The organism is Qipengyuania sp. RANM35, assembly GCF_041021145.2.
GTDB lineage: Bacteria > Pseudomonadota > Alphaproteobacteria > Sphingomonadales > Sphingomonadaceae > Qipengyuania > Qipengyuania soli.
The window spans coordinates 344105-368859 of the sequence record NZ_CM196433.1 but is presented as its reverse complement, the minus strand read 5'-3'; the positions used below and the strand labels follow the sequence as shown (position 1 = coordinate 368859).

Here is a 24755-nt window from a genome sequence, read left to right as displayed (position 1 = left end):
CGGATACGACCCAAAATGAATCTCCCTCCCCCGCCCCAGGAATTGATGCAGGCCATGCAGATGCTGCGCAGCGGGAACCCCGCGGGCGCTCTGCAGCTGATCGAGCAGGCCTTGCCCTCTGCGCTCGAACGGGGTCCGTTTCTTGCGATAGGAAGCCTTGCTGCCTTGCATATCGAGGCATTCGACAGGGCGATCCCCTACCTGCGCGAACTGGTGCAGCTTAACCCGGCCGACAGGGCCAGCCGGAACAATCTGGCCGCGGCGCTCGTGCAGTCGGGTGATGATGACGGCGCACTGGCCATCGCCGCTGGATCGACCGACGCTCCACTTGCTCGGATCGAGGGCTATATCCAACAGAAGCGTGGGCGGTACCAAGAGGCGTTGGCCGCCTACCGCCGTGCGATCGAAGCGGACCCCAACGATCTCGCTGCGCTCAACAACCTCGGCAACATCTATGCCGAACTCGGGGAAGTCGAAGAAGCTATCACCGCGTTCGAGCAAGCCATCACGCTCGCGCCCGTCGAAGTGCCGATCTACCTCAATCTTGCCGAAGTGCTGCGCGAGGCTGAACGAGGTCCTCCGCGGGTCAAGGTGCTGGAAGATGCACGGGCAATCGAGCCTGACAATGTCAGGGTCCTGACCGATCTGGGCATGGCTTACGCCCAGGTCGATGATCTGGACAAGTCGATGGAGGTCTACCGCGACGCCATTTCGCGCCTCGACGGCTTCGGCGAAGCGCATATCGAATACGGCATGTTGCTGGAGAAGCTGAACCGGATCGAGGATCTCGATGCTCTCGTCGCAGGCCTCGACAAGGAATCGGCACCTCCCGAAGCATCTTTCCTCTTTGCCTGGCAGGCCCGTCGCGCAGGCGATTTCGAAGCTGCCGCCCGCTATGCAGATGCGATTCCCGAAACCGTCCTGCCGATGCGCCGCTGGCAACTGGTTGGTGGTGTGGCGGATCGCCAGAACCTTGCCGACAAGGCGTTCGCTGCTTTTGAAAAGATGAACGAGGCGGCAGTGGCAAAGGCTCGCCCACATGTAGGCAAGACCTACCGCCAGCGGGTTGAGGCCGATCTGGCCCTTTGGACGCCCGAATGGCGAGCGAGCTGGACACCCGCTTCACCGGGCAATGAATATCGTGACCCGGTATTCCTCGTCGGCTTCCCGCGTTCGGGCACAACCCTGCTCGACACCATGCTGATGGGACATCCTGCACTCAGCGTGCTCGAGGAAAAGCCCATGATCCCGCGCCTGGTCCGTCATACGATGAACGAGGATATCGCCACGCTGACGCCCGAGCGTATCGCCGAACTGCGCGACATGTATTTCGCCATCGCGCGCGACAACGGGTGGGACGATAGCCGCTGGCTACTCGACAAGCATCCACTCAACATGCAGCGCATCCCGCTGATCAAGCGATTGTTCCCAAGCGCGAAGTTCATCCTTGCCGAACGGCACCCTTACGACGTGGTCTTGAGCTGCTTCATGGCCAATTTCACGCTGAACCTCGGGATGCGCAGCTTCACCGATCTCGACGAGGCGGCGAAGACCTACGATGCCGTGTGGCAGTCATGGCATCGCGGCCTGGAACTGTTCGACGTCGACTGGCGAGCGGTGCGTTACGAACGCCTGGTGGTCGACACGGAAAACGAACTCCAGCCGATTGCCGAATGGCTTGGATTGGAAGTGACCGAGCGAATGCTCGATCACACCACAACAGCAAAAAGCCGCGGGCACGTGCGCACGGCCAGCTACTCCCAGATCGGTGAAGAGTTGTACACGCGGGCCAGCTACCGCTGGCGGCGCTATGCCCCCCACTTGCGGGGCGTCATGCCGATATTGCACCCCTGGGCAGAGCGGATGGGCTATCCGGTCGAAGAAGAAGGCGAAGCTGCCTGAGCCTCGCTCAGGTCAGTTGCCTTCTTTCATCCGTTCGTTCTGGCCGCGCTCGACCGTGCGGCGCATCTCGATGCGTTCAAGGTTCCAGAGACGGGCGGTCTTGCAAACGCGCTTGGTGGCCACACGGGTACCGGTGGGTTTATCGCGCTTGCAGATCACCTCTTCCTCGTTCGGGCCGGCGATAATCTTCTCTTCGCTGGCGACGTCCGAGGCCTTGGCGACTGCATTGGGCCTCGTCTCTGCGGCCTGAGCGAAGGCAGCGACCGGAGCCACCGACAAGACGAGCGGCACGCCCAGCCCAAGCAGGTTGATTCCACGCATCTTTCCAACTCCTCTCAGGCCGGGGGCATTGCCCGCAGGACGAACGTATTAGGGCAATATCGCGATCAATTGCTCTTCCAGCGAGAAGACTGGATCTTTTCGAGATCCTGGCGGTTCTGCGCCTTCTCGGCAGTCCATTGACGGCGGCTCTTGCATTCCTTGCCCGTGTTGACGCGCGAACCGATCACCTTGACCGTCTTGCAGACGATCTTGTCCTGCTGCGGGTCTTCCTGCTGACCTTCGACAATGATGGACTTGGCTGTAGCTTCCTCGCCACCTGCATCACTCGTCTGAGCGGCAAGATTGGCGGGGGCGAAAGTCAAAAGAGCAGCTGTCAATGCAATGCTTCGGAACGACATCGGGTAATCCTTCGAATAAATAGATTATTGATTTTCAACATACGTCATTTGCCGGACGAGGTCGAATCCGTTGGCGACATACCAGCTCGCTATTTCAAATCCGCGACCTGCGGGATATTGTGGAGCCCGAACTTGCGCCGGGAGAGGTGAATGGTCCCTTACGAATTGAACCGCCGGATGAGTTATCTCGTCGCGGCCAGTCTTGTCGCAACATGCCTGCCTGCATCGGCTGTGGCGCAGGAGGCGGATTCTACGAACGTCCACATCCAGTCGATCAAGGCGTGCCAGGGGGAGGCCGATCCAACTGCCCGTCTCGCGTGTTTCGACGCGGCAGCCGCAGCGATCGTCGGTGCGACGGAAAAGGGCGAGTTGAAGATCGTCGATCGCGAAGAGGTACGCAAGACGCGGCGCAAGCTGTTCGGCTTCTCGCTGCCGGACTTCGGCATCTTCGGGAAGAAGGACAAGGAAGGGAAGGACGAAGAGGAAATCCAGGAGCTCGAGACGACCATCGCATCGGTCTCCGGCTCGCATGGCACCGGTTACACCATTCGCACTGCCGAGGGTGCCGTTTGGCGGATCGACCAGGTCCCTCGTCGCCTTCTCGAACCCAAGTCCGGAGACAAGCTCCTGATCAAGAACGCCGCCCTTTCATCCTATTTCATCAGGATCAACGACCAGGGTGGGGTCAAGGCCGTCCGCGTGCGCTAGGTCAGCATTTAACGTGGGGCGTTGCCGAAACAGCGCCCGGAATGAAAAGGCCGGCCACGGTTATTCACCGGGCCGGCCCTTTTCGTTCTGGCGATCGGCTTAGAGGCCGCCGGGACCGCAATCCTTGGCCAGGAAGTCACGCATGGTGGTGAACAGCTGCGTCTGGTGGTTGTACATCAGCGTATTGTAGAAGTGGTCCGCACCCTTGAGGGTCACGAACTGGGCATTGGTCTTGCCCGCCTTCTCCATCGCCTTCTCGTAGTCCTTGTAGTTGAAGTATAGGACGCGCCGGTCGACGTCGCCGTGGATCATCAGCAAGGGGATGTTGGACTTGGCCACTTCCTTGATCGGGTTGATCCCGATCGTACCGCGACGCTTCTCCCATTCGTCCAGCGCCTTGGGGCTGTAGGGGTTGCGGCGCAGGTTGTAGACCTTTTCAGGGTCCGCAACCGCTGCACCGGCAATGGCGCACTGGTAGATCTGCGGATCGCGCGTGGTCGACGCTAGTGCGGCATAGCCGCCGTACGACCAGCCGAACATCGCGATACGGTTGCGGTCGACCAGACCCTGTGTGACCAGCGCCAGCGCGCCGTCATCGAGGTCATCCTGCATCTTTCCGCCGTGTTCGCCATATCCGGCATCGAAGTGCGACTTACCCCAGCCGGTCGAGATGCGGTACTGCGGTTGCAGCACCATGTATCCCTGGTTGGCGAGGAACTGGCTCCACTCGTCATAGGTAACGATCTCGTTCACGTGCGGGCCGCCATGAGGCAGGACCACCAGCGGGAACGGGCCCTTGCCCTGCGGCACGGTGAGATAGGCCGGGATCGTGCGGCCGTCTCGAGCCTTGTAGTTGATAAACTGGACATCGGCCAACTGTTCGGGGCGGAGCAGCGGATTGGTGCTGCCCAGCTTGCTCATGCGGCCGTTGCGGACGAGCCAGAACGAACCCGGGTCCTTCGGGCCGGCGTTGTTCACGATCATCGTGTTGCCATCGCGCGAACGGCTGGTGATCCAGACCTGCCAGGCCTCGGGGATTTGCTTCGACAAGGCGTCGTAGAGCGCCTGTTCCTTCGGATCGAACCAGTGACGTTCGAGCATTTCGCCGGGGTAAAGCGCAGCAGTCAGGTGGTTGTCACCCGCCCAGCTCATCGAACTGGTCTGGATGCCGATCACGTCGGAATTGGGGGCTTCGAACAGCTTCTGGCCAATCTTGCCGGTCTTGAAATCGAACTCCCACAGCGCGGCCTTGTCTCCCTCCGCAGTGTCCAGCATGTAGCCGACGGTGGGATCTTCGTCCTTGAAACCGACCAGGCCCTGGAAACCGCTCAGCACGCGGTAGAGGTTGTCGTGGGAATCGAGGTCGTAGCTGGTCGAATACTCGGTCCAGCTGCCCTCGCCCGGCAGGCGGTAGTAGAACTTCTGCAGATGGCTACCCGGCTCGACCGACGAGGTGAAACGCGGGTTGCCCTGATTGTCGAAGACTGCCGTGGGGAATTTGTCGTTGCCCTTGTAGAGCAACTCCTTCGCGCCGGTTTCAAGGTTGTAGCGGTAATAGGCGCGCGGGCGGAATGCCTCGAACGGATCGACGGCGTCGCCTGACTGGACCGAACGGCCCGATGAAACCAGGATATGGTTGGGTTCGTCTCGCAGCAGGTTCACGACATTGAGGTTGCCCTCGCTGCTCGAGAACTTGTTGTCGGCCAGCGAATAGGAGAACGACTTGTAACCGCGCACGTCGTCTTCGGGACGAGAGACCGACTTGCGCACCACCTCCCAAGCCGTACCGAAAATGTAATTGTCGTTCACCCACCGCGCGCCGATGATTTCCATCGGGTCGGCATTGAGACGGCGCCACGGCTTGGAGAGGTCGTCCGACTTGTAGATCTCCATGACGTAATCGCCCTCCTTGCTCTCGGTCTTGAGAACGAGGATGTGCTGTCCATCGGGCGACACCGACACGGAAGTCACGACTTCACGAAGGGCCCAGACATCGATGGGAACCGTGGGGGCCTGCGCCTGGACCGCCAGCGGCGCGGTCGACAAGAGGAGGGCTCCGGCCAGCGCGCTGCGCAGGGCCGTACGATACGCTTTCATAATGATAATTCTCCCGAATCCAGTCCCGCAACCATAATGAAAAAGCGGCCCCGGGACAAATGCCCGAGGCCGCTTTTCTTATTCAGACTGGTATATGAACGTCGTCAGAACTTCTTGTTGATCGACATGAAGAACTCACGGCCGTTGTAGTCATAACCAGCACCCAGTGCGGTGTTCGAGATATCGGTGATACCCGAAGCGAAGGGGCTGACCTGCGGCGGAGCGGTATCGAAGATGTTGCTCACGCCCAGGATGACTTCCAGGCTGTCGCTGCGATACGAAACCGAAGCGGTGTGCAGGAACTGCTCCTTGCCGAAGCCGACGGGGCGACAGTAGACGCCGTCGCCTGCGACCACGCCATCGGGAACGCCGTTCGCATCGCGCGAACCGCCACCGAGGCAGGTGCTGCCGGTCTGACCGATGAAGTCGCCGTCCGCGTTGTAACCGAACACGTCCGAGAACTCGTCGATGACGTCCGGATCCTGGTCGAACGGGCCGATGTAGCGGGTCGTCCAGGACAGGCGGAACTTGTCGATGTCGGCTGCCAGCGTCGCACGACCGGTCCACTTCTGCAGACCGATTTCACCGGCATCGTCGTCGTAGGTGCGCTGGCCGTTGTCGTTCACGAACAGCGAGCTACGCTCGATCAGGTGGTTGGCACGCATGGTCAGTGTCCAGTCGACGAGCTTGCCGAACATGTTCACTTCCTTGCGGAAGCGGCTGTTCAGGTCGATGCCGCGGACGCTTTCCTGGTTCAGGTTGATGTAACCGGCGAACACGTCCGAAACCAGTTCGCGGCCCGTCGAGGAAACCGTGATGCGGTCACAGAACGGGCTTCGCTGGCCATCTTCACGCGTGTAGCAGTCGTTCAGAATGAACTGTGCCGACGGCGCGATGATCGAGCCCTTCACCTTGATGTCATAGTAGTTGAAGCCGAAGCTGACATCGAAGCCGTCACCGATGGTGTCTTCGAAAGCGAAGCCGGTGGTCAGCGAGCGCGACGTTTCCGGATCGATATCGAGGCTACCGCCGCGGGCGATTTCGACACTCGTATTCTGCGTCGTGTTGAGCGACTGACCGGTGGTCGGGTCGATCAGGAGACCGGCCGTGGTCGGGTCGCGACCTTCACGACGGCAGTTCTCGAGGATACGTGCGTCGCGGGTTTCTCCTGTCGGATCGTACACGCCGTTGACGTCGTCAAACGCAGCATCGGGAACGGCGCAAGGATCGAACAGGGTGCTGAAGCCGGTCTGCGAACCCAGGAAGTTTTCGCGCAGGTTCGGAGCACGGAACGAGGTGCCGTAGCTGAACTTGATCAGCAGCGGGTCGATCGGACGCCAGCCAGCCTTCACCGCGTAGGTGTAGTTGGTGCCGTAATATTCGTCGTCCGTGATACGGCCCGAAAGGTTCAGGTTGAGTTCCTGCACCCAGGGCTTGTCGGCCTGAAGCGGAATGTCGATTTCGCCATAGGCTTCCTTCGTTTCCTTGCTGCCGACAGCGCCGCTGTCAGCGAAGAAGCCGAAGAACAGGCCGTCTGCCGCAACCGAGTTGGCGATCGAGTTGATTTCGTCGCGACGGTACTCGACACCGACCACCGCACCGACCGGACCGGCCGGCAGTTCGAAGAGATCGCCGGTGGCGAAAGCGCCCCATACGAGCTGTTCATAGGTGGTCTTGAACGAGCGGTTGCCGAAGACGTAGTCACGCTCGGCCTGCGATGCGAAGTCGCCGATGCCGACACCCAGCACGCTCGGCGCGAACAGGTTCACGGGCACACAGCCGTCCAGCAGGTCCGGCATGGCCAGTTCCGGGTTTGCAAGTGCCGAGGCGTCGCATGGCGCGATTGCTGCGGGGTAGCCGAAAATCGACTGCAGCAGGGCGTTGTTGGTGACGATCTGGCCCGAGTTGTAATCGTCAGCGATGCCGTTGCCGTTGTTGTCGGCCACGCCGTCGCCGTCGAAGTCCATCGTCGGGTCGATGCCGAGGGCGAAGGCGAGCTTGTCTTCACGGATACCGCGGACGTTCGACGTGCCGATGGCCTTCGAATAGGTCAGTGCGGTTTCGAAGCTCCAGCTCGGCGAGATGAACGGCAGATCGCCGCGGATACCGAGAACACCGCGATACTGCTCCTGCTTCACGTCGGTGTTGTTGCGGTCGCCGGTGATCGCGAAAACCGGACGAACCGGCTGCGGACCGATACCGCCCTGGCGCGAGCCCGGAATGGTCAGGCTGGAACGGCAGTCGATCCCGGTAACGTTGGTGTTACAGGGGTTGAACTGGTTCGAGTCCGGAACATACGGGAAGACCTGAGCGAAGAACTCGTTGTCGCTGTTGATTTCGGCGCGGGTGTACATCGCTTCGAAGAACGGAGTGATGTTGGCTTCGCCGGGCAGGGTGTATTCACCGTAAGCGAGAATGTTGTAACGCTTCTGCTTGCTCAGGAAGATCTGGTCGGGGTTGATGCCGTTCAGGTTCTGGCCGAGCAGGAAGTCGACGTCGCGAACGCCGTCGCCGTCGGCGTCGATCGGGCCACCGAAGGCCGATTCACTGAAGCCCGGGATACCCGAGTTACCGATCTGCGAGCCGTAGGTGCGGTCGTCATAGTAGACCGAGCCGAGGCGGTTGAACGGAACGATGATACGGCCGTTGAAACCGCTCTGAATGCACTCGCTGGTCGAAGTGGTGATGGTGCCACCCGAGTCAGCAAGAGTGTTGGCCTGGTCGTCGATGGTCAGACGACGAATTTCACCGGTGTTGGTGATGTCGAGGTTCGTCGTACAACCGCGGAAGAAGTCACGATCGCGCAGACGGATCTCGTCGCGGTAGTCGTATTCCGCGCCGATGCCGAAGAAGCCACGGTCGGTGTTGAAACCCCAGGCACCGCCGATGGTGTAGTCATCGCCGCCACCCTGCGGATTGACGTTGCCGAAAGCGGTCAGTTCGAGGCCGTCGAAGTCCTTGCGAAGAATGACGTTGCCGACACCCGCGACTGCGTCCGAACCGTAAACCGACGATGCACCTTCGAGGAGCAGTTCGTAACGGTCGATCAGCGTGCTGGGCAGGAGGTTGATCGAGGGAGCGGTCGGAGCGCCTTCCACACCGGCAGGGGCGAGGCGGCGGCCGTTGATCAGCAGCAGGGTGCGGTCGGCACCGAGGCCACGAAGGTCGAGCGTTGCCGAACCCGGGCCGTTGTCGAGCACGAAGCCCTGGAAGGTCGCATCGATCTGGACGCCGGCAGCAGCTTCCGAACGCTGCAGGATCTGGGTCGGGTCGAACAGACCGGCTTCGTTTTCGGTATCCGAAGTCAGCACCTGCAGAGGCGAAACGCTGCTGTAGGTGTCGCGCTTGATGCGCGAGCCGGTGACGACGATGCCGCCTTCGACAGGCGCGCCGTCGGCGCCGGTGGTCGACACATCGTCGGTGCCTTCGATGACGACGCAATTGCCGTCGGCATCAAGGGTCCCGTTGACGGTACCGACGACGCATGCATCGCCTTCTTCCTGCGCCATGGCAGGCGTGGCCACGAGTATGGCCAGGGTCGAAGCGGAAATCGCCAGACCAGCCAAGGTCTTTTCGTTGAACTTTTTCATGTTTACTCCAGTTCGCGACACTGGAACGGGAGTATTCTTGCTGCCCGACACCGAACTATATTTCCCCGCGCCCCAAGGCGCATAGAGTTCGAATCTGTCGAGAGACCCCCAGTCCCTAATGGATTGCTAGTGCAATAGGGGGTCTGGCTTGTCAAAGCCGTCATTACGGGTTTTCAGTATGTGTGGCCGGAATCACACAGCGCGTGATTCCGGCCGTTATTGCGGCTTTCGGGATCAGCTGATCTTCATTTCGAGCTGCCCGTCGCCTTCATCGATGTGGACGGTCGAACCGTCCGGAACCTTGCCCGACAGGATCATGTCGGCCAGCGGGTCCTGGACATAGCGCTGGACCGCACGCTTCAGCGGGCGTGCGCCATAGACCGGGTCGTATCCCACGCGGCCGAGCCACTTCTTCGCGCCGTCGGTAAGGTCGAGCACGATCTTGCGGTCCTTGAGCAGCTTCTGCACCCGCGCGACCTGGATATCGACGATCGGCGCCATGTGCTCCTGCCCCAAGCGGTGGAACAGGATGATCTCGTCGAGGCGGTTGAGGAACTCGGGCCGGAAGTGCCCACGCACCACGTCCATCACCTGTGGTTCGACATCCTCGACCTTTTGCCCGTCGTCCATATTGGCGAGGTACTGGCTGCCGAGGTTGGAGGTCAGGATGATCAGCGTGTTCGAGAAGTCGACCACGCGGCCCTGCCCGTCGGTCAGGCGGCCGTCATCGAGCACTTGCAGCAGCACGTTGAAGACGTCGGTGTGGGCCTTTTCGACCTCGTCAAACAGCACGACCTGGTAGGGGCGCCGACGGACCGCTTCGGTCAGCACGCCGCCTTCCTCGTAGCCGACATAGCCCGGAGGCGCGCCGATCAGGCGGGCGACCGCGTGCTTCTCCATGAATTCGCTCATGTCGATGCGGACCATCGCGCTATCGTCGTCGAACAGGAAGCCGGCGAGCGCCTTGGTCAGTTCGGTCTTGCCGACGCCCGTGGGCCCGAGGAAGAGGAACGAGCCGAGCGGACGCCCCGGGTCCTGTAGGCCCGCACGTGCGCGGCGCACGGCCTTGGACACGGCGTCGATCGCCTGCGCCTGCCCGATGACGCGCTTGCCGAGGATCTCCTCCATCTGGAGCAGCTTCTCGCGCTCGCCTTCCATCATCTTGTCGACCGGGATGCCGGTCCAGCGGCTGACGACAGAGGCGATGTCGTCCTCGGTCACTTCCTCGCGCAGCAGGGCATTCTCGTTCTGGCCGGAGGCTTCGTTGAGCTTCTTCTCGAGCTCGGGGATCTTGCCGTATTGCAGCTCGCCAGCCTTGGCGAGGTCGCCGGTCCGCTGCGCCTGCTCGAGTTCGAGCCGCGCCGCGTCGAGCTCTTCCTTGATCCGCGCCTCGGCATGGATCTTGTCACGCTCGTTCTGCCAGCGCGTGGTGAGTTCGGAGGACTGCTGCTCGAGCTCGGACAGCTCCTTGCGCAGCGCCTCGAGCCGGTCCTTCGACGCGGTATCGGTTTCCTTCTGGAGTGCCTGCTCCTCGATGCGCAGCTGGATGATGCGGCGGTCGAGGCCCTCGATCTCCTCGGGCTTGCTCTCCACTTCCATGCGGATGCGCGACGCTGCCTCGTCCATCAGGTCGATGGCCTTGTCGGGCAGGAAGCGGTTCTGGATGTAGCGGTTGCTGAGCTGCGCCGCCGCTACGATCGCACCGTCGGTGATGCGCACGCCGTGGTGCAGCTCGTACTTGTCCTTGATGCCGCGCAGGATGCTGATCGTGTCCTCGACGCTCGGTTCGCCGATATAGACCGACTGGAAGCGCCGCTGCAGCGCGGGGTCCTTCTCGACGTACTTCTGGTACTCGTCGAGCGTGGTCGCCCCGATGCAGTGCAGTTCGCCACGGGCCAGCGCGGGCTTCAGCAGGTTGGAGGCATCCATGCTGCCTTCGGAAGCACCGGCGCCGATCAGCGTGTGCATCTCGTCGATGAACAGGATGATCTGCCCCTCGGCGCCCTTCACCTCGTCGAGCACGGCCTTGAGCCGCTCCTCGAACTCGCCGCGATACTTCGCGCCCGCGATAAGCGAGCCCATGTCGAGCGCCATGAGCGTGCGGCCCTTGAGGCTGTCGGGCACGTCGCCATTGGCGATGCGCAACGCCAGACCTTCGGCGATCGCGGTCTTGCCGGTGCCGGGCTCGCCGATGAGGGCAGGATTGTTCTTGGTCCGGCGGGCGAGGATCTGCACCGTGCGGCGGATTTCCTCGTCGCGGCCGATCACCGGGTCGAGCTTGCCGTCACGCGCCGCCTGGGTCAGGTCGCGGGCATACTTCTTTAGGGCGTCATAAGCGTTTTCCGCTCCCGCGCTGTCGGCGGTGCGCCCACCGCGCAGTTCGGTGATCGCCTGTTCGAGCTTCTTGGGGTCGAGCCCGGCGTTCTTCAGCGCCTGGCCAGCAGCCGTGGTGCTGGCCAGCGAAAGAGCAAGGAGCAGCCGCTCGACGGTGACATAGCTGTCACCCGACTTCTCCGCGAGCTGCTCGGCCTGGTCGAGCACGCGCACGGCATCGTTGTCGAGGCCCGGTGTCTGCTGCGCGCCGCCGCCAGTAACAGCAGCAACCTTGCCGAGCGCGAGGTCGACTTCGGTCACGGCCGTGCCCGGGTGGGCACCCGCACGCTGCATCAGTCCGGCGGCCATGCCCTCGTTATCCTCGAGCAGGGCCTTGAGGATGTGGGTGGGCGAGATCCGCTGGTGGTTCATGCGGATGGCGACGGTCTGCGCGCTCTGGAGAAAGCCCTTGGCGCGATCGGTGAACTTTTCGAGATTCATTCGAAACCCCTCAATCGAGAATTACCGCTCGAATATGGTGTTGCATTATAGCAACACAAGCCCTCCCCCACCATTTTCGTGAGGTGTGTTAGGCGGATATAGGGGTGACCGCAGGTTTGGCCAGACGGGATGCGAAAATTTTCGCCGATTGACTGTCCGCACCGCGCGCATGAGGATGCCGTCATGACAGCATTCGACGACTGGCGCGCCCGCTCTCCCTTTTACGACGAAAGCCACGAGGCGTTGGCAACCAGCGTTCGCCGCTTCGTCGAGCGCGAGATCGCGCCAAACATCGACCGCTGGGAAGCCGAAGGCGAACTCCCGCGCGACCTCCATCGCAAGGCTGCCGAGGCGGGCATCCTCGGCCTGCGCTACCCGGAGCAGTACGGCGGGCACGAACAGGGCTTCGACATCTTCCACGGCCTCGTCCTGACCGAGGAACTGGCCGCCGTCGGCGCAGGCGGTCTCGGTGCATCGCTGATGACGCACGGCATCGGCTTGCCGCCGGTGCTGGCGCTGGGGTCGGACGATCTAAAGCAGCGCGTCGCCCCGCCGGTGCTCGCGGGCGAGAAGATCATCGCGCTCGGCATTACCGAGGCGGGCGGCGGATCGGACGTTGCCAACCTCAAGACCACTGCGGTGCGGGATGGCGACCATTACGTCGTCAACGGCGGCAAGATGTTCATTACCTCCGGCATGCGCGCGGACTGGCTGACGTGCGCCGTGCGCACGGGCGGTCCGGGAGCGGGCGGCATATCGCTGCTGCTGATCGACATGGCGAGCGAGGGGGTCGAGCGCACGCGGCTCGACAAGATGGGCTGGCGCTGTTCGGATACCGCCGCGATCCACTTCAGCGACGTTCGCGTGCCCGCAGAAAACCTGATCGGGACCGAGAACGGTGGCTTCATCGGCATCATGCGCAATTTCAACGGTGAGCGGCTGGGCATGGCCATGGGCTGCTGCGCCTACGCCCGCGTCGCCATGGCCGAGGCCGCCGACTGGGCACAGCAGCGCGAGACCTTCGGCAAGCCGCTGGTCGGCCACCAGTCGATCCGCATCAAGCTGGCCGACATGGAACGCCAGATCGAGGCAACGCAGGCCTGGGTCGACCTGTGCGCCTGGCAGGTCCGCGAAGGGCGCGACCGTCCGGCCGATTTCGCCATGCTCAAGGTGCAGGCCACGCGGATGCTTGAAGCCGTCGCGCGCGAAGCTGCGCAGGTCCTCGGCGGGGCGAGCTACATCACCGGCAGCAAGGTCGAACGCATCTATCGCGAGGTCCGCGTCAACGCGATCGGCGGCGGCAGCGAGGAAATCATGCTCGACCTCGCCGGTCGCCAGCTATTCGGCGGGAGTCGCTGAGGCTTCGAGCCCCGGGACGAGGACCGAGCGCCCTCCCCCGAAATCCTCGCGCACCACGATGAGGCCCTGCCGCTCGAGATGGTCGAGCAGGCGGCGGATGCGACCGGGCGAACTGGTGCCGTAGGCGCGCGCCAGTGCATCCTCGTCGACATCTGCCTCCCCCGCGCTGGCGGTCTTGGCGAGAACGAGAAACGGCGCGAGCAAATCGTCCTCGACCGCGTGGGCGAGCTTCATGATGCGCTCACGGGTTTCCTCGTCGACAAGGTCGAGGCCGGCACCCGCCATGGCGAAGCGGCGACGAAACGTGCCCATGTCGGGCATCGGGCCGATGATCCGTTCGCGCCGGCAGCGCGACAGGAAGGTCTGGTACTGCGCGCTCGCCGACTGGAAGGCGACGCCTTCCTCCCCTGCCATGGCAACGATGATCGCTTCGATCTGTTGCGCGACTGCGGAGGTGTCGGGTGCGGCGCGCGGAGCCTCGACCTGGCGCTCTTCGGCGTGGGCGATATCGGCCTCGACCTCTTCCCAGCGCGGGGCCGGAGGCGGGCCGGGCGGCGGGGCCTTGGCGACCTCGCTCGCGAGGTCGCGGGTCAGCAGTGCTTCCATGTCGGCAGGTGCGGTCTCGGGCATGGCCATGAGGCCCTCGGCGCGCGCCTTGAGGCCCGATTGCACCGGACCGATCTTCACCGCCACCGGCAAGCGCGTGATCGCCGGGCCGAGCGCGAGGAAGTGCCCACGTTCGAGTTCGCGAATCCGCTCGGCCTGCCGCCGCTCCATGCCGAGGAGGTCGGCGGCGCGGACCATGTCGATGTCGAGGAAGGTGCGGCCCATGAGGAAGTTCGAGGCCTCTGCCGCGACGTTCTTGGCGAGCTTCGCCAGACGCTGGGTCGCGACGATGCCCGCAAGGCCGCGCTTGCGCCCGCGGCACATGAGATTGGTCATGGCCGACAGCGTCATGCGCCTTGTGTCCTCGGCAATCTCGCCCGCCACGGCTGGGGCGAACATCTGCGCCTCGTCGACCACCACCAGCGCGGGAAACCAGTGTTCGCGCGGGGCGTCGAACAGGGCGGTGAGGAACTGCGCGGCGCAGCGGATCTGCTGTTCGACCTCAAGCCCTTCGAGCGCCAACACCACACTGGCGCGATGTTCGCGGATGCGGCGGGCCAGCGCCTCGATCTCGGCGGGCGAATAGGCGGCACCGTCGATGACGATGTGACCGAAGGGCTCGGCCAGCGTCACGAAATCGCCCTCCGGGTCGATCACCACCTGCTGCACCATGCGCGCGCTCTCTTCGAGGAGGCGGCGCAGGAGGTGCGATTTGCCGCTGCCTGAATTGCCCTGCACCAGCAGGCGGGTCGCGAGCAGTTCCTCGATGTCGAACTGGACCGGCTTTCCGGAGGCGTCGTGGCCGATGGTGATCTGCGCTGTCACGCTCGCGGGGCTAGCGGGCCGAATCCCATTAACGAAATAGCCGCGCGGCAGTTTTGCCCAACCCAAAGCGTCCCCTTGCCCTTGGCGCGAATCCCGCTAGGCCAACATCCAAGAGAGGAATTGCCTGAATGCGGAAATGGGTTGGGCGCATCGGATTTGCGCTGCTGGTCGTATTGTTCGTCGCCTTCGTCGCCTTGGCGACATGGGAGCCGTTCTGGGCGAAGCGCGATGACGTTCGCCTGTCGGACCGAGCCTATTCTGCCGAAATCACCCGCGACGAGTTCGGCGTCCCTCACATCTACGGCAAGACCGACGCCGATGTCGCCTATGGTGTCGCCCGCGCCCATGCCGAGGACGACTTCGCAACCTTGCAGGATGTCATCGCGATGGCCCGCGGTCGCTATGGCGCCATCGCCGGCGAGGACGGCGCGGCGGTCGATTACGTCTACCACCTGCTCGATGCGCGCGGCACGGCCGAACGGCACTATCCCGAGTTACCGGAAGATACCCGTGCCCTGTTCGAGGCCTACGCGACAGGCCTCAACGACTACGCCAAGCTGCATAGGGGTGAGGTAAGGCTCGACAATCTCTTCCCCGTTGACGGGGTGGACGTGGCGGCAGGGTTTGCCTTGCGCCAACCCTTCTTCTTCGGCCTCAACGGCACGATCGAACCGCTGGTCAAGGGTACCGACCTGCTACCCGAATTCGGGCCGGCCATCGGCAAGCCCAAGCAGGCACGCGCCTTCCCCCTGCCCTGGGCGGAAGATGGAGCGCTGTCGGGATCCAACGCCTTTGCCGTCGCCCCAAAGCGCTCGGGCGATGGGGTGACCCGTCTCGTGTCCAACAGCCACCAGCCCTGGCGCGGCGGGGTCGCCTGGTACGAACTCGTCGTCGAAAGCGGTGAAGGGTGGCACTATGCAGGCGCCAATTTTCCCGGAAGCCCCTACCCTTTCCTCGGTCATAACGAGGACCTCGGCTGGACCAACACGGTCAACCGGCCCGACATGACCGATGTCTACAAGCTCGTGCTGGACGAAAGCGGGAAGAAGTACCGCATGGGCGACAAGTGGCTGCCGCTGAAGGAAACCACCGTCACCCTCCCCGTCCGGATCGGCCCGCTCGTGCTGCCGATCCAGCGTACGGTCTATCGCAGCATCCACGGTCCGGTGATCATCAACGACCGCGGCGCTTTCGCCATCCGCTATGGCGGCATGGACAATCTCGGCCAGCTCGACGCCTATTACCGCCTCAACAAGGCGAAGAGCCTCGACGAGTGGCAGTCGATCCTCGCCCGCATGGACATCCCGAGCACGAACTTCATCTACGGCGACGCCAAGGGCAATATCGCCTACGTCTACAACGCCGCCATGCCCGATCGGCCGAAAGGCTACGACTGGCGCGGCGTCCTGCCCGGTGATGATCCGAAAGCGATCTGGAAGGGGCCGGTGGCCTACTCGGCACTCCCCAAATACGTAAACCCGTCGAGCGGGTGGCTCTACAATTCGAACAACTCGCCCTTCACAGCGGCCGGTGCTGCAGACGATATCGCACCGGCGAGCGTCGCACCGGAAATGGGGGTCGAACTCAAGACGACCAATCGCTCGCGTCGCGCGTGGAAGCTGCTGAGCGAGGCAGAGACCATCGACCGCGCGACGCTGGAGAAGATCAAATACGACACGGGCTACGAACGTGCTGGCTATGTCGGTGATCTTTGGGCGGCGCTGGCGAAGCTCAAGCTCGACCCCAAGAGTGATGAGGGCAAGGCGCGTGCGCTGCTGATGGATTGGGATTTCACCGCCGACAACGAGGGCCGCGCCGACAGCCTCGCGCTGCTCATGATCAAGGATTTCATGTCCGCCGAGTACCAGAACAAGCCCTTGCCCGATGTGGGGGAAAAGCTGGCATGGGCAGTCGACCATCTCAAGACCCATTTCGGACGGATCGATCCTCCGATGAGTGACCTGCTGCGCCTGCGCCAAGGTTCGGTCGATCTTCCGCTCGATGGCGGGTCGGACACGCTCCGCGCCTCGACGACCTGGGACGTGCAGGAAGATGGCAGGCTGGCGGTCAAGCACGGTGACAGCTTTGTCCAGTTCGCCGAATGGGCACCGGGAAAGCGCGTGAAGTCGCAGTCGATCCAGCCCTACGGCGCGGCGACCACACGGCCCAAATCCATGCATTACGCCGACCAGGCGACGCTGTTCGTCCAGCACCGCTTGAAGCCGGTCCATTTCTGGCGCGAGGACGTCCTCGCGAATGCGGTTAGCCGCTACACCGTTTCACATGACCCAGGTCGCAACTAAGGGACTGCCATGCGTCGATACCTTCTGAGCGGCATTGCCGCCCTCGCCCTTGCCGGATGCGCGACTGCGCCCGTCGATGCCCCGCTTGCCAGCGCGCCGGCAGCCAGCCCGTCCTCCCTCGCCTCGCTCGTCGAGAAGGTCGACATTCCCTACGAGCAATTCCAGCTCGAAAACGGCCTGACGGTGCTCGTGCACACGGACCACAAGGCGCCTATCGTGGGGGTCACGACCTACTACCGTGTCGGCTCCAAGAACGAGCCGCGAGGTCGCACCGGCTTCGCCCACCTGTTCGAACACCTGATGTTCGGCGGCAGCGAAAACGTCGAGAATTTCGACATCCCGCTGGAAGCCGCGGGCTCGACCAGCACGAATGGTTCGACCTGGTATGACCGCACCAATTACGTCGAGACGGTGCCGACCGGCGCGGTCGACCTGGCGCTGATGATGGAGAGCGACCGCATGGGTTACCTTCTCGGCGCGGTCACTCAGGAGAAACTCGACAAGCAGCGGGGCGTGGTCAAGAACGAGAAGAACCAGGGCGACAACCAGCCCTATGGACTCGCCGAATACGCCATCGGCGAAGGCCTGCTCCCCGTCGGCCACCCTTACCGCCACTCGACAATTGGCTCGATGGCCGATCTCGATGCCGCCAGCCTTGCCGACGTCGCCAAATGGTTCAAGGACAATTACGCGCCCAACAACGTCGTGCTCGTCCTGTCGGGCGACATCGACGCGGCGACCGCCAAACCGATGGTCGAGCGCTGGTTCGGAGACATCCCGCGCGGCCCCGAGATCAGCCCGGTCAGCGCGCCGCCGGTGACACTCGCAGCACCCGTCACGCGGGAGATGGTCGATCAGGTCCCGCTCGTGCGCGTCACGCGCAACTGGACCGGCCCATCGACCAACGATCCCGACGCTATCCCCGTTGCCGTCGGCATGTATGTGCTCGGCGGGCTCGCATCCTCGCGCCTCGACAACACGCTCGTCCGCGACGAGCAACTGGCCGTTTCGGTCAGCGCCTATTCGCAGCAGCACGAAAACCTCTCGTTCCTCCAGGCGCAGATGGACGTGAAGCCGGGCGTCGACCGGGCGAAGGCCGAGGCGCGGCTCGACGAGCTGATTGCGCAAATCATGACAGAAGGGCCGACCGAAGACGAAATCCGGCGCGCGGCCACGTCCATCCTGTCGAGCAATATCGATGGCCTCGAACGGGTCGGCGGCTTCGGCGGGAAGGGTGTGACCCTGGCGGAAGGCCTGCTCTATTCGGGCGACCCGGCCCAGTACCGCAAGGACCTCGAACGCCTCGCCACGCTTACCCCGGCAGAAGTCCAGACGGCCCTCTCCAAGTGGCTCTCGCGCCCCGGCATGAAGCTGGCAGTCGTTCCGGGCGATCGGACCGAAAAGGGCGCCGACATGGGCGGTTGGGGTGACGAGGACAAGGTCGCGCCGCCCGCACCGGACAAGGGCGACGGTCCGGCACTCGCCCGCAGCGGTCCGGAACGCAGCTTGCCGCCGGTAGCCCCGGTCGGCTCGCTGACTTTCCCGACGCTCGAGCGCACCACGCTGTCGAACGGCATCGAGGTAACCCTCGCACGCCGGACCGCCGTACCCAAGGTCGCGGTGTCGATGGAATTCGACGCTGGCTACGCCGCCGACGGCAAGGCCGGCGCGGGCACGCAGTCGCTGATGATGGACCTGCTCGAGGAGGGGACCACCACGCGCAGCGCAGTCGAGATCGCCGAGGCGCAGGAGCGGCTCGGTGCATCCATCGGTACGGGCAGTTCGCTCGACACGAGTTCAGTGACGATGAATGCCCTCGCGTCGAACCTCACGCCCTCCCTGGCGCTGATGGCGGACATCGTGCGCAATCCGGCCTTTGCCGATACCGAAGTCCAGCGGGTGCGCGACCAGCGCCTGTCGGAAATCGCGCAGCAGCTTTCCTCGCCAGGCGGCCTCGCCAGCCGGACGCTGCGCCCGCTCGTGTTCGGAGAAAATCATCCCTACGGCACCGTCGGCGGTCTCGGCACTGTCGACGTGGTCAAGGCGATCACCCCTGCCACGCTGCGGACCGAGCACGAGGAATGGATCCGGCCGGAAAAGGCGCGCATCACCGTGGTCGGCGATGTCACCATGGCCGAACTCAAGCCGCAACTCGAAGCAGCATTCGGCGACTGGACCGCGAACGGCACGGCAGCGCCCGAAAAGGTCTTCACCAATTCCGCCCGCGTCGAGGGCACGCGACTGGTGGTAATCGATCGGCCCAACTCGCCGCAATCCGTTATCTATGCGGGCCGCGTCCTGCCGCTCAATGGCCCGACGCAGGGGCTGGAAGCACTCGATCTCGCCAATGAAGTGCTGGGCAACGGCTTCCTCAGCCGCATCAACATGATCATTCGCGAGGAAAAGGGCTGGAGCTATGGCGCGCGCAGCGGCGTCGACCAGAACGCTGGCCCTCGCCTGTTCACCATCAGCACGGCGGTTCAGTCGGACAGGACGGCAGACTCGATCCAGCTCATCCTCGATACGGTTCGCGATTTTGCGGATGGCAAGCGTGCAGTGGACGACGTGGAATTCACCCGGGTGACAGACGGCAATATCCGCGGCCTGCCGAACCGTTTCGAGACCAATTTCCAGGTCCTCGGCGCGATTACGCAGAACGCACGGCTGGGTCGTCCGGACGACTACTACTCCAAGCTGCCCGATACCTATCGGGCGATCGGCAAGGGCGCGATCGATGCGGCGGCCAAGCAGTATCTCGGCCCGGACAATCTCACAATCGTCGTCGTCGGCGACCGCAAGCTGATCGACAGCCAGCTTGCCGGACTAAAGCTTCCGACCACCTATCTCGATGTTGACACGAGTGTCAGCAACGCGGATTAAGCGCCCCAATCCCACCCTCAAGCGAAGAGAGGAATTACCATGTCCGTAGCCGGTACCTATGACACCACCGTCAAGAGCCCCATGGGCGACCAGAAGGGTACGCTGACCGTCACCCCCAACGCTGACGGCACCGGCTTCACCGGCCTGATGGCAGGCGGCATGGGTTCGATGGAAATTGCCGACGGCACGATCGACGGCAACACCATCGGCTGGAAGATGAACATGACCGTTCCCATGCCGATGACCCTGACCTGCACCGCCACCATCGACGGCGACAACCTCACCGGTACCGTGAACGCCGGCGCATTCGGCGACATGCCGCTGTCGGGCACCCGCCAGGGCTAAAAAGCGAAAAAATGAATTTGGGGGGGCGTCGGGAAAAATTCCGGCGCCCCTTTCTTTTTGTACTTCCCTAGCTGGCTGCTGATGCTCGCCGCCATTCACCGGGAGCAACGCCGAACTTCTTACGGAATGACCTGATGAAGCTGGACGCTTCAGAATAACCGAGGCTGGATGAAATTTGGGCGACCGTCATAGAGTCGTCCCGGAGATATTCGGTCGACAGTTCCATCTTCGCCTCATTGGCAACCTCACGCAAAGAGAGTCCCTGTCCCGCTAGTTCGCGAGCGAGTGATCGCACCGACGTTTGGCGCTGTGACGCGAGTTCGGCGATCTGTGGGGTGCGTCGATGCTGCTTCAGGGATTTTTTGATCAACGCACGTAGAGCCTCGTGCCCAAGCGGACCGGCAATCGCGGCGTCCCGAGCAAGTTCATCGACGACAACTTGCCACCTGTCAGGCCGATATTCGGGGTTCGGCAGGGTCAGGTATTCATGGCTCAACACGATCCGCGTGATATCTGCGCCCGCCGCGAACTGCCCTCCTTCTACTCCGTCGACCAATTCAACCAAGCCAACTTCTGCATTTCTCAGCTGAGCTGAAATAGGAGACCGTGCTATCAATTCCCTACCGGCAAAACCTGTGAAGGAATTGACCAGTCTGAACAGGAAAATGATGGAAACCAACTCCAGGAAGCCACGCAGCTCCCCAATGCAGGGATCGATTTCAACGACGATCTCCACCCCGTCCCTTGCCTGACCTATTGACATCGACATGCATGGATTTGTCCGGGTGATGCGGCTACCAATTGCCTTCATCGCGCTGGCGAGGTCCGGGGAAGCGAACAGGATATCTTCGTGTGGCACGAATGGCCATTCGAGTAAGCTGCGCAGAAGATATTCCTCGCCTACATTCTCGACGAGATTTGCAATCAACCTTAGGTCGGTACTCAAGGGAATTGCATCGGTCGGGAATTGGCCGACCGAGAGTTTCGTGCCCTTCCATATCCACTCCGGCCAACCCAGGCTTACACCCCAGTATCGCGTCACTCCGACGGGAATCAGCGATGACGCCAAATCCGGGCATTCAGCTTCGAATCTCTCGATCGATTGAAGAAGCGGACTCAATTTCAGCCCCACAGGGAAGATTGGTTAGGGCTATTGCGTACAAATTGGCAGAAAATGTCAACTCCTTGGCAGGAAGAGACAATATGCACGGTCACAACCCTTTGATAGCATTTCCCAGAATCGGGGGACTTTGAGGAAAATCAAAGCCGGGCCAGCTCTTCAGTCGCACGCAAAATCGTTGATTCCGAGGAGATCACTATGACTGCCCGCTTAGCGAAAATTATCGCGTTCTCTGCATGTACGGCCTTGGCGGCGACACCCGTCCTCGCGGAAAAGGCAGCTCAACTCACCTATATCAATGGCAACTATGCCAAAGAAGCAGAGGGAATGCTTAGGGATCGCGGCTTCAGTCACGTTTCCACCAACAAGAATTCCATGGGCTACATCTACAGCTACTGGTGGGATGGCTCCGACAAGAACTGCGTCGTCGTTGAGACCTATAACGGCCAGGTGATGACCATTAACGACGCATCCGACCAGGATTGCGGCCATCATAAGGGCGGTGGCGATGCCGCAGCGGCGGTCGGCGTCGTTGCAGGCGCCGCAATCCTCGGAGCGCTACTGAGCCACAAGTCGAACCACCACGAAAACAAACAACACTACACCGACTACGCGCAAGAGCAGCAGTACGAGCGGGGATACAACGACGGCCTGCACAATGTCGCTTACCACAATTATGACCGTTCGGATTCGTACTCGAGCGGTTACCAAGCAGGCGTTCAGCAGCGACAGGCCAATACCAGCTACCATCACGGCAAAGGCGGCTACCATCCCGTAGCTCAATATGCCGACCTCCAGGGGGCCCGGGCGGCTGGCGGAATGGACGAAATGTCGCGCCGCGGCTTTGTCCAGGTCGACAATTTCACCAGCGGCAACACGCGTTACTCGATCCAGTACAAGCGCGACACGAACCAGTGCGTGCAGGTGACGATCGCCGACGGTCACTTCTACGACCTTCGTGACATTGGTCAGCACCCGAACTGCCGCTGATCGGACAGGAGAGACGTCATGCGATTTCGCATCCTGTTGGCGAGTGCTGCGGCGCTCGCCCTCTCCGCTTGCGGCGGATCGACAGAAGAGACCCCGGTTGAAGAGGTGACCACTTCTGAGGCCGTGGCAATTCCCGAGTCCCTGGCACCGTTTGGTGACGGCTATCCCAACGCAGGCGATCCGTGCCGTAGGCTCGGCGAGAGTGCGGCGACTTCGAACTATCTCGATGACAGTGCCGACCTTGTCGGTTGCCCAACTGAGGCCGATGCCGAGGCGTTGGGAGGAAAGGTCGTCGGCAACGTCGATGGCGTTCGCCTGGTCAGTGTCCCGATGGGCGATGCCAATGCGGGCATGTCTTCACCGGTCGGTGAGAACGGCCCCGTCGAAGCGGCATCCGCCCCCAAGCCGAAGGAGGTTGCAATTCGCGGACCCAGCGGCCTCGAAGGCAAATGTGCCATGAAGGTTGGCAAGGAAACCGGTGCCCGCGTGATCGGTACCAACCGGATCGAGGAATCGGAGGCTGCCATCGCCATCTTCATCAACGTCGAGGGCGGGGAAGCACCATGGCAGTGCCTCGCCTATCGCGACGGGACGATCGGCGACATCATGTACACAGGCAGCGAAGGGGCAATGTAGGGCCACCGAGGAAGGCCGGGTCCGACATGCGGTCCGGGTCCGGCCTTCGAACCCATTGGAGGGAAATATGCGAAAATTCATCCTTGCGGGACTGGCAATCGGCGGGCTCGCAGCATGCGGAGCGCAGACCGAGGCCGATGCCTCTGAAGGTACGGCCACTGCGACACCAGCCACCGCGAGTTCTCAGGGTCCAGAGGCAGGCGGACCGGATGATGTGGAGCCGGCCTACGGGCAAGGCGACGCCCTTGTCTCCGGGACGGAATACAACGCCACCACCATTCTCAAATGCGGTTTCGACAACAAGCCTCCGACGCAGGACTGCAACGCGGGCATCAAGCGCAATTGGGGCAATCCGGGTGAACACCTGATCGAGGTTGAGAAACCCGATGGCCGCAAGCGTGCCGTATTCTTCAAAGGCACCGATCCCTATGGTGCCGACAGCGCACAATCCGACGGTTCGGCGGGCTGGGAGTTCAACTGGACCCGCAAGGAAGATCAGGTGATCGTACGATACGGACCTGAGACATACGTCTTCGTCGATGCGATGATTACCGGCGGCTGAGGAGGACGGTTCGATGAGCAAGACAGTCGTTGGAATTCTGGCATTCGTCGCAGGGCTTGCTGGCGGTGCCTTCCTTGTCGCACCCCTGATCGGTGGAACCATGGTGGGTGTGGGAGCGGGCGTTGGCCTGTCGACAGGCATTTGTTCGACGGCGCAAGCTGCGCAGGAACTCGGCTACCTGACCCCGGGGCAGCTTGACGAAGTGCTCAACAAAGCCGCGATGGATCTTTCCGGAAAAGCCGAAATTCCTGAGGGCGAAAAGGCCGCAAACAGCGCTGCCGCGTGCAAGGAAGTGATGGACCGCATCGCTAATGCAAAGGAAGGATGAACCGATGAAGCGCACCAATCTCGCAAAGGCCGCAGTCCTCGGCATCTCCGCGCTATCGCTTGTCAGTTGCGAAAGCTTGCCTGGCATCTCCCATCCTCTCGATGGTACGACGTGGCGGCTCGTCGACGTCGAAACATCGGGCACGTCGACTCGTCTCAACCCCGAATTGCAGGCTCGCCATACGCTCAATTTCCAGCGCGGCGGCAAGCTTGTCATGCAACTGGATTGCAATCGGGGGTCGGCAGACTGGAATGCGTCCATGCCGGAAACTTACAACGGTGTAATGACTATCTCGCAAGTCGCAGCGACTCGCGCTCTATGTCCGCGACCGACTTTCGGCGAGGACCTCGCTGCCGATCTTCCCACAGCAACGAACTACACGCTCACACCTGATGGTCGAGGGCTGGTAATTCGCGCCCGACGGGTGGTCTACGCTTTCGACAAGTTCTGACCAAGTGACACAACTGCCCGCCAGGTTGAATGCGGCTCGCCTCGTCCAGGCAATCGCTGTTGCGGTGGGACTGGCTGTGGGTTTCCCAGCCCATGCCGGAAACTCCAAGAAACCACACGGGCCGGACTGGGATTTCGTTTCATTCGAGGTAAAGAGCTGGGGAGCGCCGGTGACCTCGTGGCGCATGCTTCCCGATGGTGGAGGAAGCTGGACCGAGGCTGTGAGGAAGGAAGGCGAAGCTTTCAATTCGCCACCTACGCTTGTCTGGCACGAAATCGATCCGGACGCTTCCAACTATGTTGTCCTTGAGAAGATCCTCCGGCGCCTGCCCAAGCCTGCCCCGGATTCGCAGGCTTGCACAAACTTCATGACCGATGCTCCATATGGGCTGCTGCGCATGACCAAGGGTGCGACGACAACCGAAATTTCGTGGAACGATGGCTGCATGGACGACGATTACCGCACGTTCGTCGCCGTGTTACGCGAAGCGGACGCACATGTAGCCAAGCTGGGCAAGGCGGCGCCGGTATCAAGAACCGAAGACCCCGCTTCGAACTAG

19 protein-coding genes are annotated in these 24755 nt (G+C 62.4%); 12 read left to right on the top strand and 7 right to left on the bottom strand.

From position 1 onward, the window contains the following. Nucleotides 1–15: 15 nt before the first annotated feature. Nucleotides 16–1902 carry a tetratricopeptide repeat-containing sulfotransferase family protein gene (locus RAM60_RS01805; RefSeq protein WP_369025822.1) on the top strand — a complete coding sequence of 629 codons (1887 nt, stop codon included), beginning with the start codon at nt 16–18 and terminating at the stop codon, nt 1900–1902. A 12-nt stretch (nt 1903–1914) separates the two neighbouring features. Here the strand turns inward: RAM60_RS01805 and RAM60_RS01800 are convergent, their stop codons facing one another. Continuing rightward, complete coding sequence (locus RAM60_RS01800; protein ID WP_369025823.1) at nt 1915–2223, bottom strand: hypothetical protein; 309 nt, start codon at nt 2221–2223, stop codon at nt 1915–1917. 65 nt (nt 2224–2288) lie between these two features. Further along, nucleotides 2289–2582 (bottom strand): hypothetical protein, encoded by a 294-nt coding sequence (locus RAM60_RS01795; protein WP_369025824.1) that lies wholly within the window; start codon nt 2580–2582, stop codon nt 2289–2291. A 177-nt stretch (nt 2583–2759) separates the two neighbouring features. On the opposite strand from RAM60_RS01795, the gene RAM60_RS01790 reads away from it, so the two are divergent. Then, the gene (locus RAM60_RS01790) at nt 2760–3290 is read left to right on the top strand and encodes a hypothetical protein (RefSeq protein WP_369025825.1); all 531 of its coding nucleotides are present in this window, start codon (nt 2760–2762) and stop codon (nt 3288–3290) included. 99 nt (nt 3291–3389) lie between these two features. On the opposite strand, the gene RAM60_RS01785 is transcribed toward RAM60_RS01790, so the two are convergent. From RAM60_RS01785 to clpB, 3 genes are all read right to left on the bottom strand, one after another. Next, nucleotides 3390–5387, bottom strand: a complete 1998-nt coding sequence (locus RAM60_RS01785; RefSeq protein WP_200982605.1) for an alpha/beta hydrolase family protein — start codon at nt 5385–5387, stop codon at nt 3390–3392. A 104-nt stretch (nt 5388–5491) separates the two neighbouring features. Continuing rightward, complete coding sequence (locus tag RAM60_RS01780; protein ID WP_369025826.1) at nt 5492–8977, bottom strand: TonB-dependent receptor domain-containing protein; 3486 nt, start codon at nt 8975–8977, stop codon at nt 5492–5494. 234 nt (nt 8978–9211) lie between these two features. Then, a complete protein-coding gene (gene clpB / locus RAM60_RS01775) occupies nt 9212–11791 on the bottom strand; it encodes an ATP-dependent chaperone ClpB (RefSeq protein WP_200982601.1) in 2580 nt (859 codons plus the stop codon). Nucleotides 11792–11974: 183 nt separating this feature from the next. Between clpB and RAM60_RS01770 the strand changes: the two genes are divergently transcribed. Continuing rightward, complete coding sequence (locus RAM60_RS01770; RefSeq protein WP_369025827.1) at nt 11975–13150, top strand: acyl-CoA dehydrogenase family protein; 1176 nt, start codon at nt 11975–11977, stop codon at nt 13148–13150. On the opposite strand, the gene RAM60_RS01765 is transcribed toward RAM60_RS01770, so the two are convergent. Then, nucleotides 13130–14581 carry an ATP-binding protein gene (locus tag RAM60_RS01765; protein WP_369025828.1) on the bottom strand — a complete coding sequence of 484 codons (1452 nt, stop codon included), beginning with the start codon at nt 14579–14581 and terminating at the stop codon, nt 13130–13132. The genes RAM60_RS01770 and RAM60_RS01765 overlap by 21 nt on opposite strands. A gap of 128 nt (nt 14582–14709) precedes the next feature. Here RAM60_RS01765 and RAM60_RS01760 point away from each other — a divergent pair, with 128 nt between their 5' ends. The 3 genes from RAM60_RS01760 to RAM60_RS01750 are packed head-to-tail and all read left to right on the top strand — an operon-like array spanning nt 14710 to nt 20109. Beyond that, on the top strand, nt 14710–16884 hold the full coding sequence (locus RAM60_RS01760) for an acylase (RefSeq protein WP_369025829.1): 2175 nt from the start codon (nt 14710–14712) through the stop codon (nt 16882–16884). Nucleotides 16885–16893: 9 nt separating this feature from the next. Then, nucleotides 16894–19764 carry a M16 family metallopeptidase gene (locus tag RAM60_RS01755; RefSeq protein WP_369025830.1) on the top strand — a complete coding sequence of 957 codons (2871 nt, stop codon included), beginning with the start codon at nt 16894–16896 and terminating at the stop codon, nt 19762–19764. A 39-nt stretch (nt 19765–19803) separates the two neighbouring features. Then, the gene (locus RAM60_RS01750; RefSeq protein ID WP_200982590.1) at nt 19804–20109 is read left to right on the top strand and encodes a hypothetical protein; all 306 of its coding nucleotides are present in this window, start codon (nt 19804–19806) and stop codon (nt 20107–20109) included. Nucleotides 20110–20176: 67 nt separating this feature from the next. Here the strand turns inward: RAM60_RS01750 and RAM60_RS01745 are convergent, their stop codons facing one another. Beyond that, entirely contained in the window at nt 20177–21229 is a 1053-nt protein-coding gene (locus tag RAM60_RS01745) for a helix-turn-helix domain-containing protein (RefSeq protein WP_369025831.1), read from the bottom strand. A gap of 327 nt (nt 21230–21556) precedes the next feature. Here RAM60_RS01745 and RAM60_RS01740 point away from each other — a divergent pair, with 327 nt between their 5' ends. The 6 genes from RAM60_RS01740 to RAM60_RS01715 all read left to right on the top strand — a co-directional run bounded on the left by RAM60_RS01740 (nt 21557) and on the right by RAM60_RS01715 (nt 24755). Continuing rightward, nucleotides 21557–22219, top strand: coding sequence for a hypothetical protein (locus tag RAM60_RS01740; RefSeq protein ID WP_510640053.1), 663 nt, complete (start codon nt 21557–21559; stop codon nt 22217–22219). Nucleotides 22220–22237: 18 nt separating this feature from the next. Next, the gene (locus RAM60_RS01735) at nt 22238–22855 is read left to right on the top strand and encodes a hypothetical protein (protein WP_369025833.1); all 618 of its coding nucleotides are present in this window, start codon (nt 22238–22240) and stop codon (nt 22853–22855) included. A 67-nt stretch (nt 22856–22922) separates the two neighbouring features. Further along, nucleotides 22923–23417, top strand: a complete 495-nt coding sequence (locus RAM60_RS01730) for a hypothetical protein (protein ID WP_369025834.1) — start codon at nt 22923–22925, stop codon at nt 23415–23417. A 13-nt stretch (nt 23418–23430) separates the two neighbouring features. After that, complete coding sequence (locus RAM60_RS01725) at nt 23431–23745, top strand: hypothetical protein (protein WP_369025835.1); 315 nt, start codon at nt 23431–23433, stop codon at nt 23743–23745. Nucleotides 23746–23749: 4 nt separating this feature from the next. Beyond that, on the top strand, nt 23750–24196 hold the full coding sequence (locus RAM60_RS01720) for an META domain-containing protein (RefSeq protein WP_369025836.1): 447 nt from the start codon (nt 23750–23752) through the stop codon (nt 24194–24196). 169 nt (nt 24197–24365) lie between these two features. Then, on the top strand, nt 24366–24755 hold the full coding sequence (locus RAM60_RS01715; protein ID WP_369025837.1) for a hypothetical protein: 390 nt from the start codon (nt 24366–24368) through the stop codon (nt 24753–24755).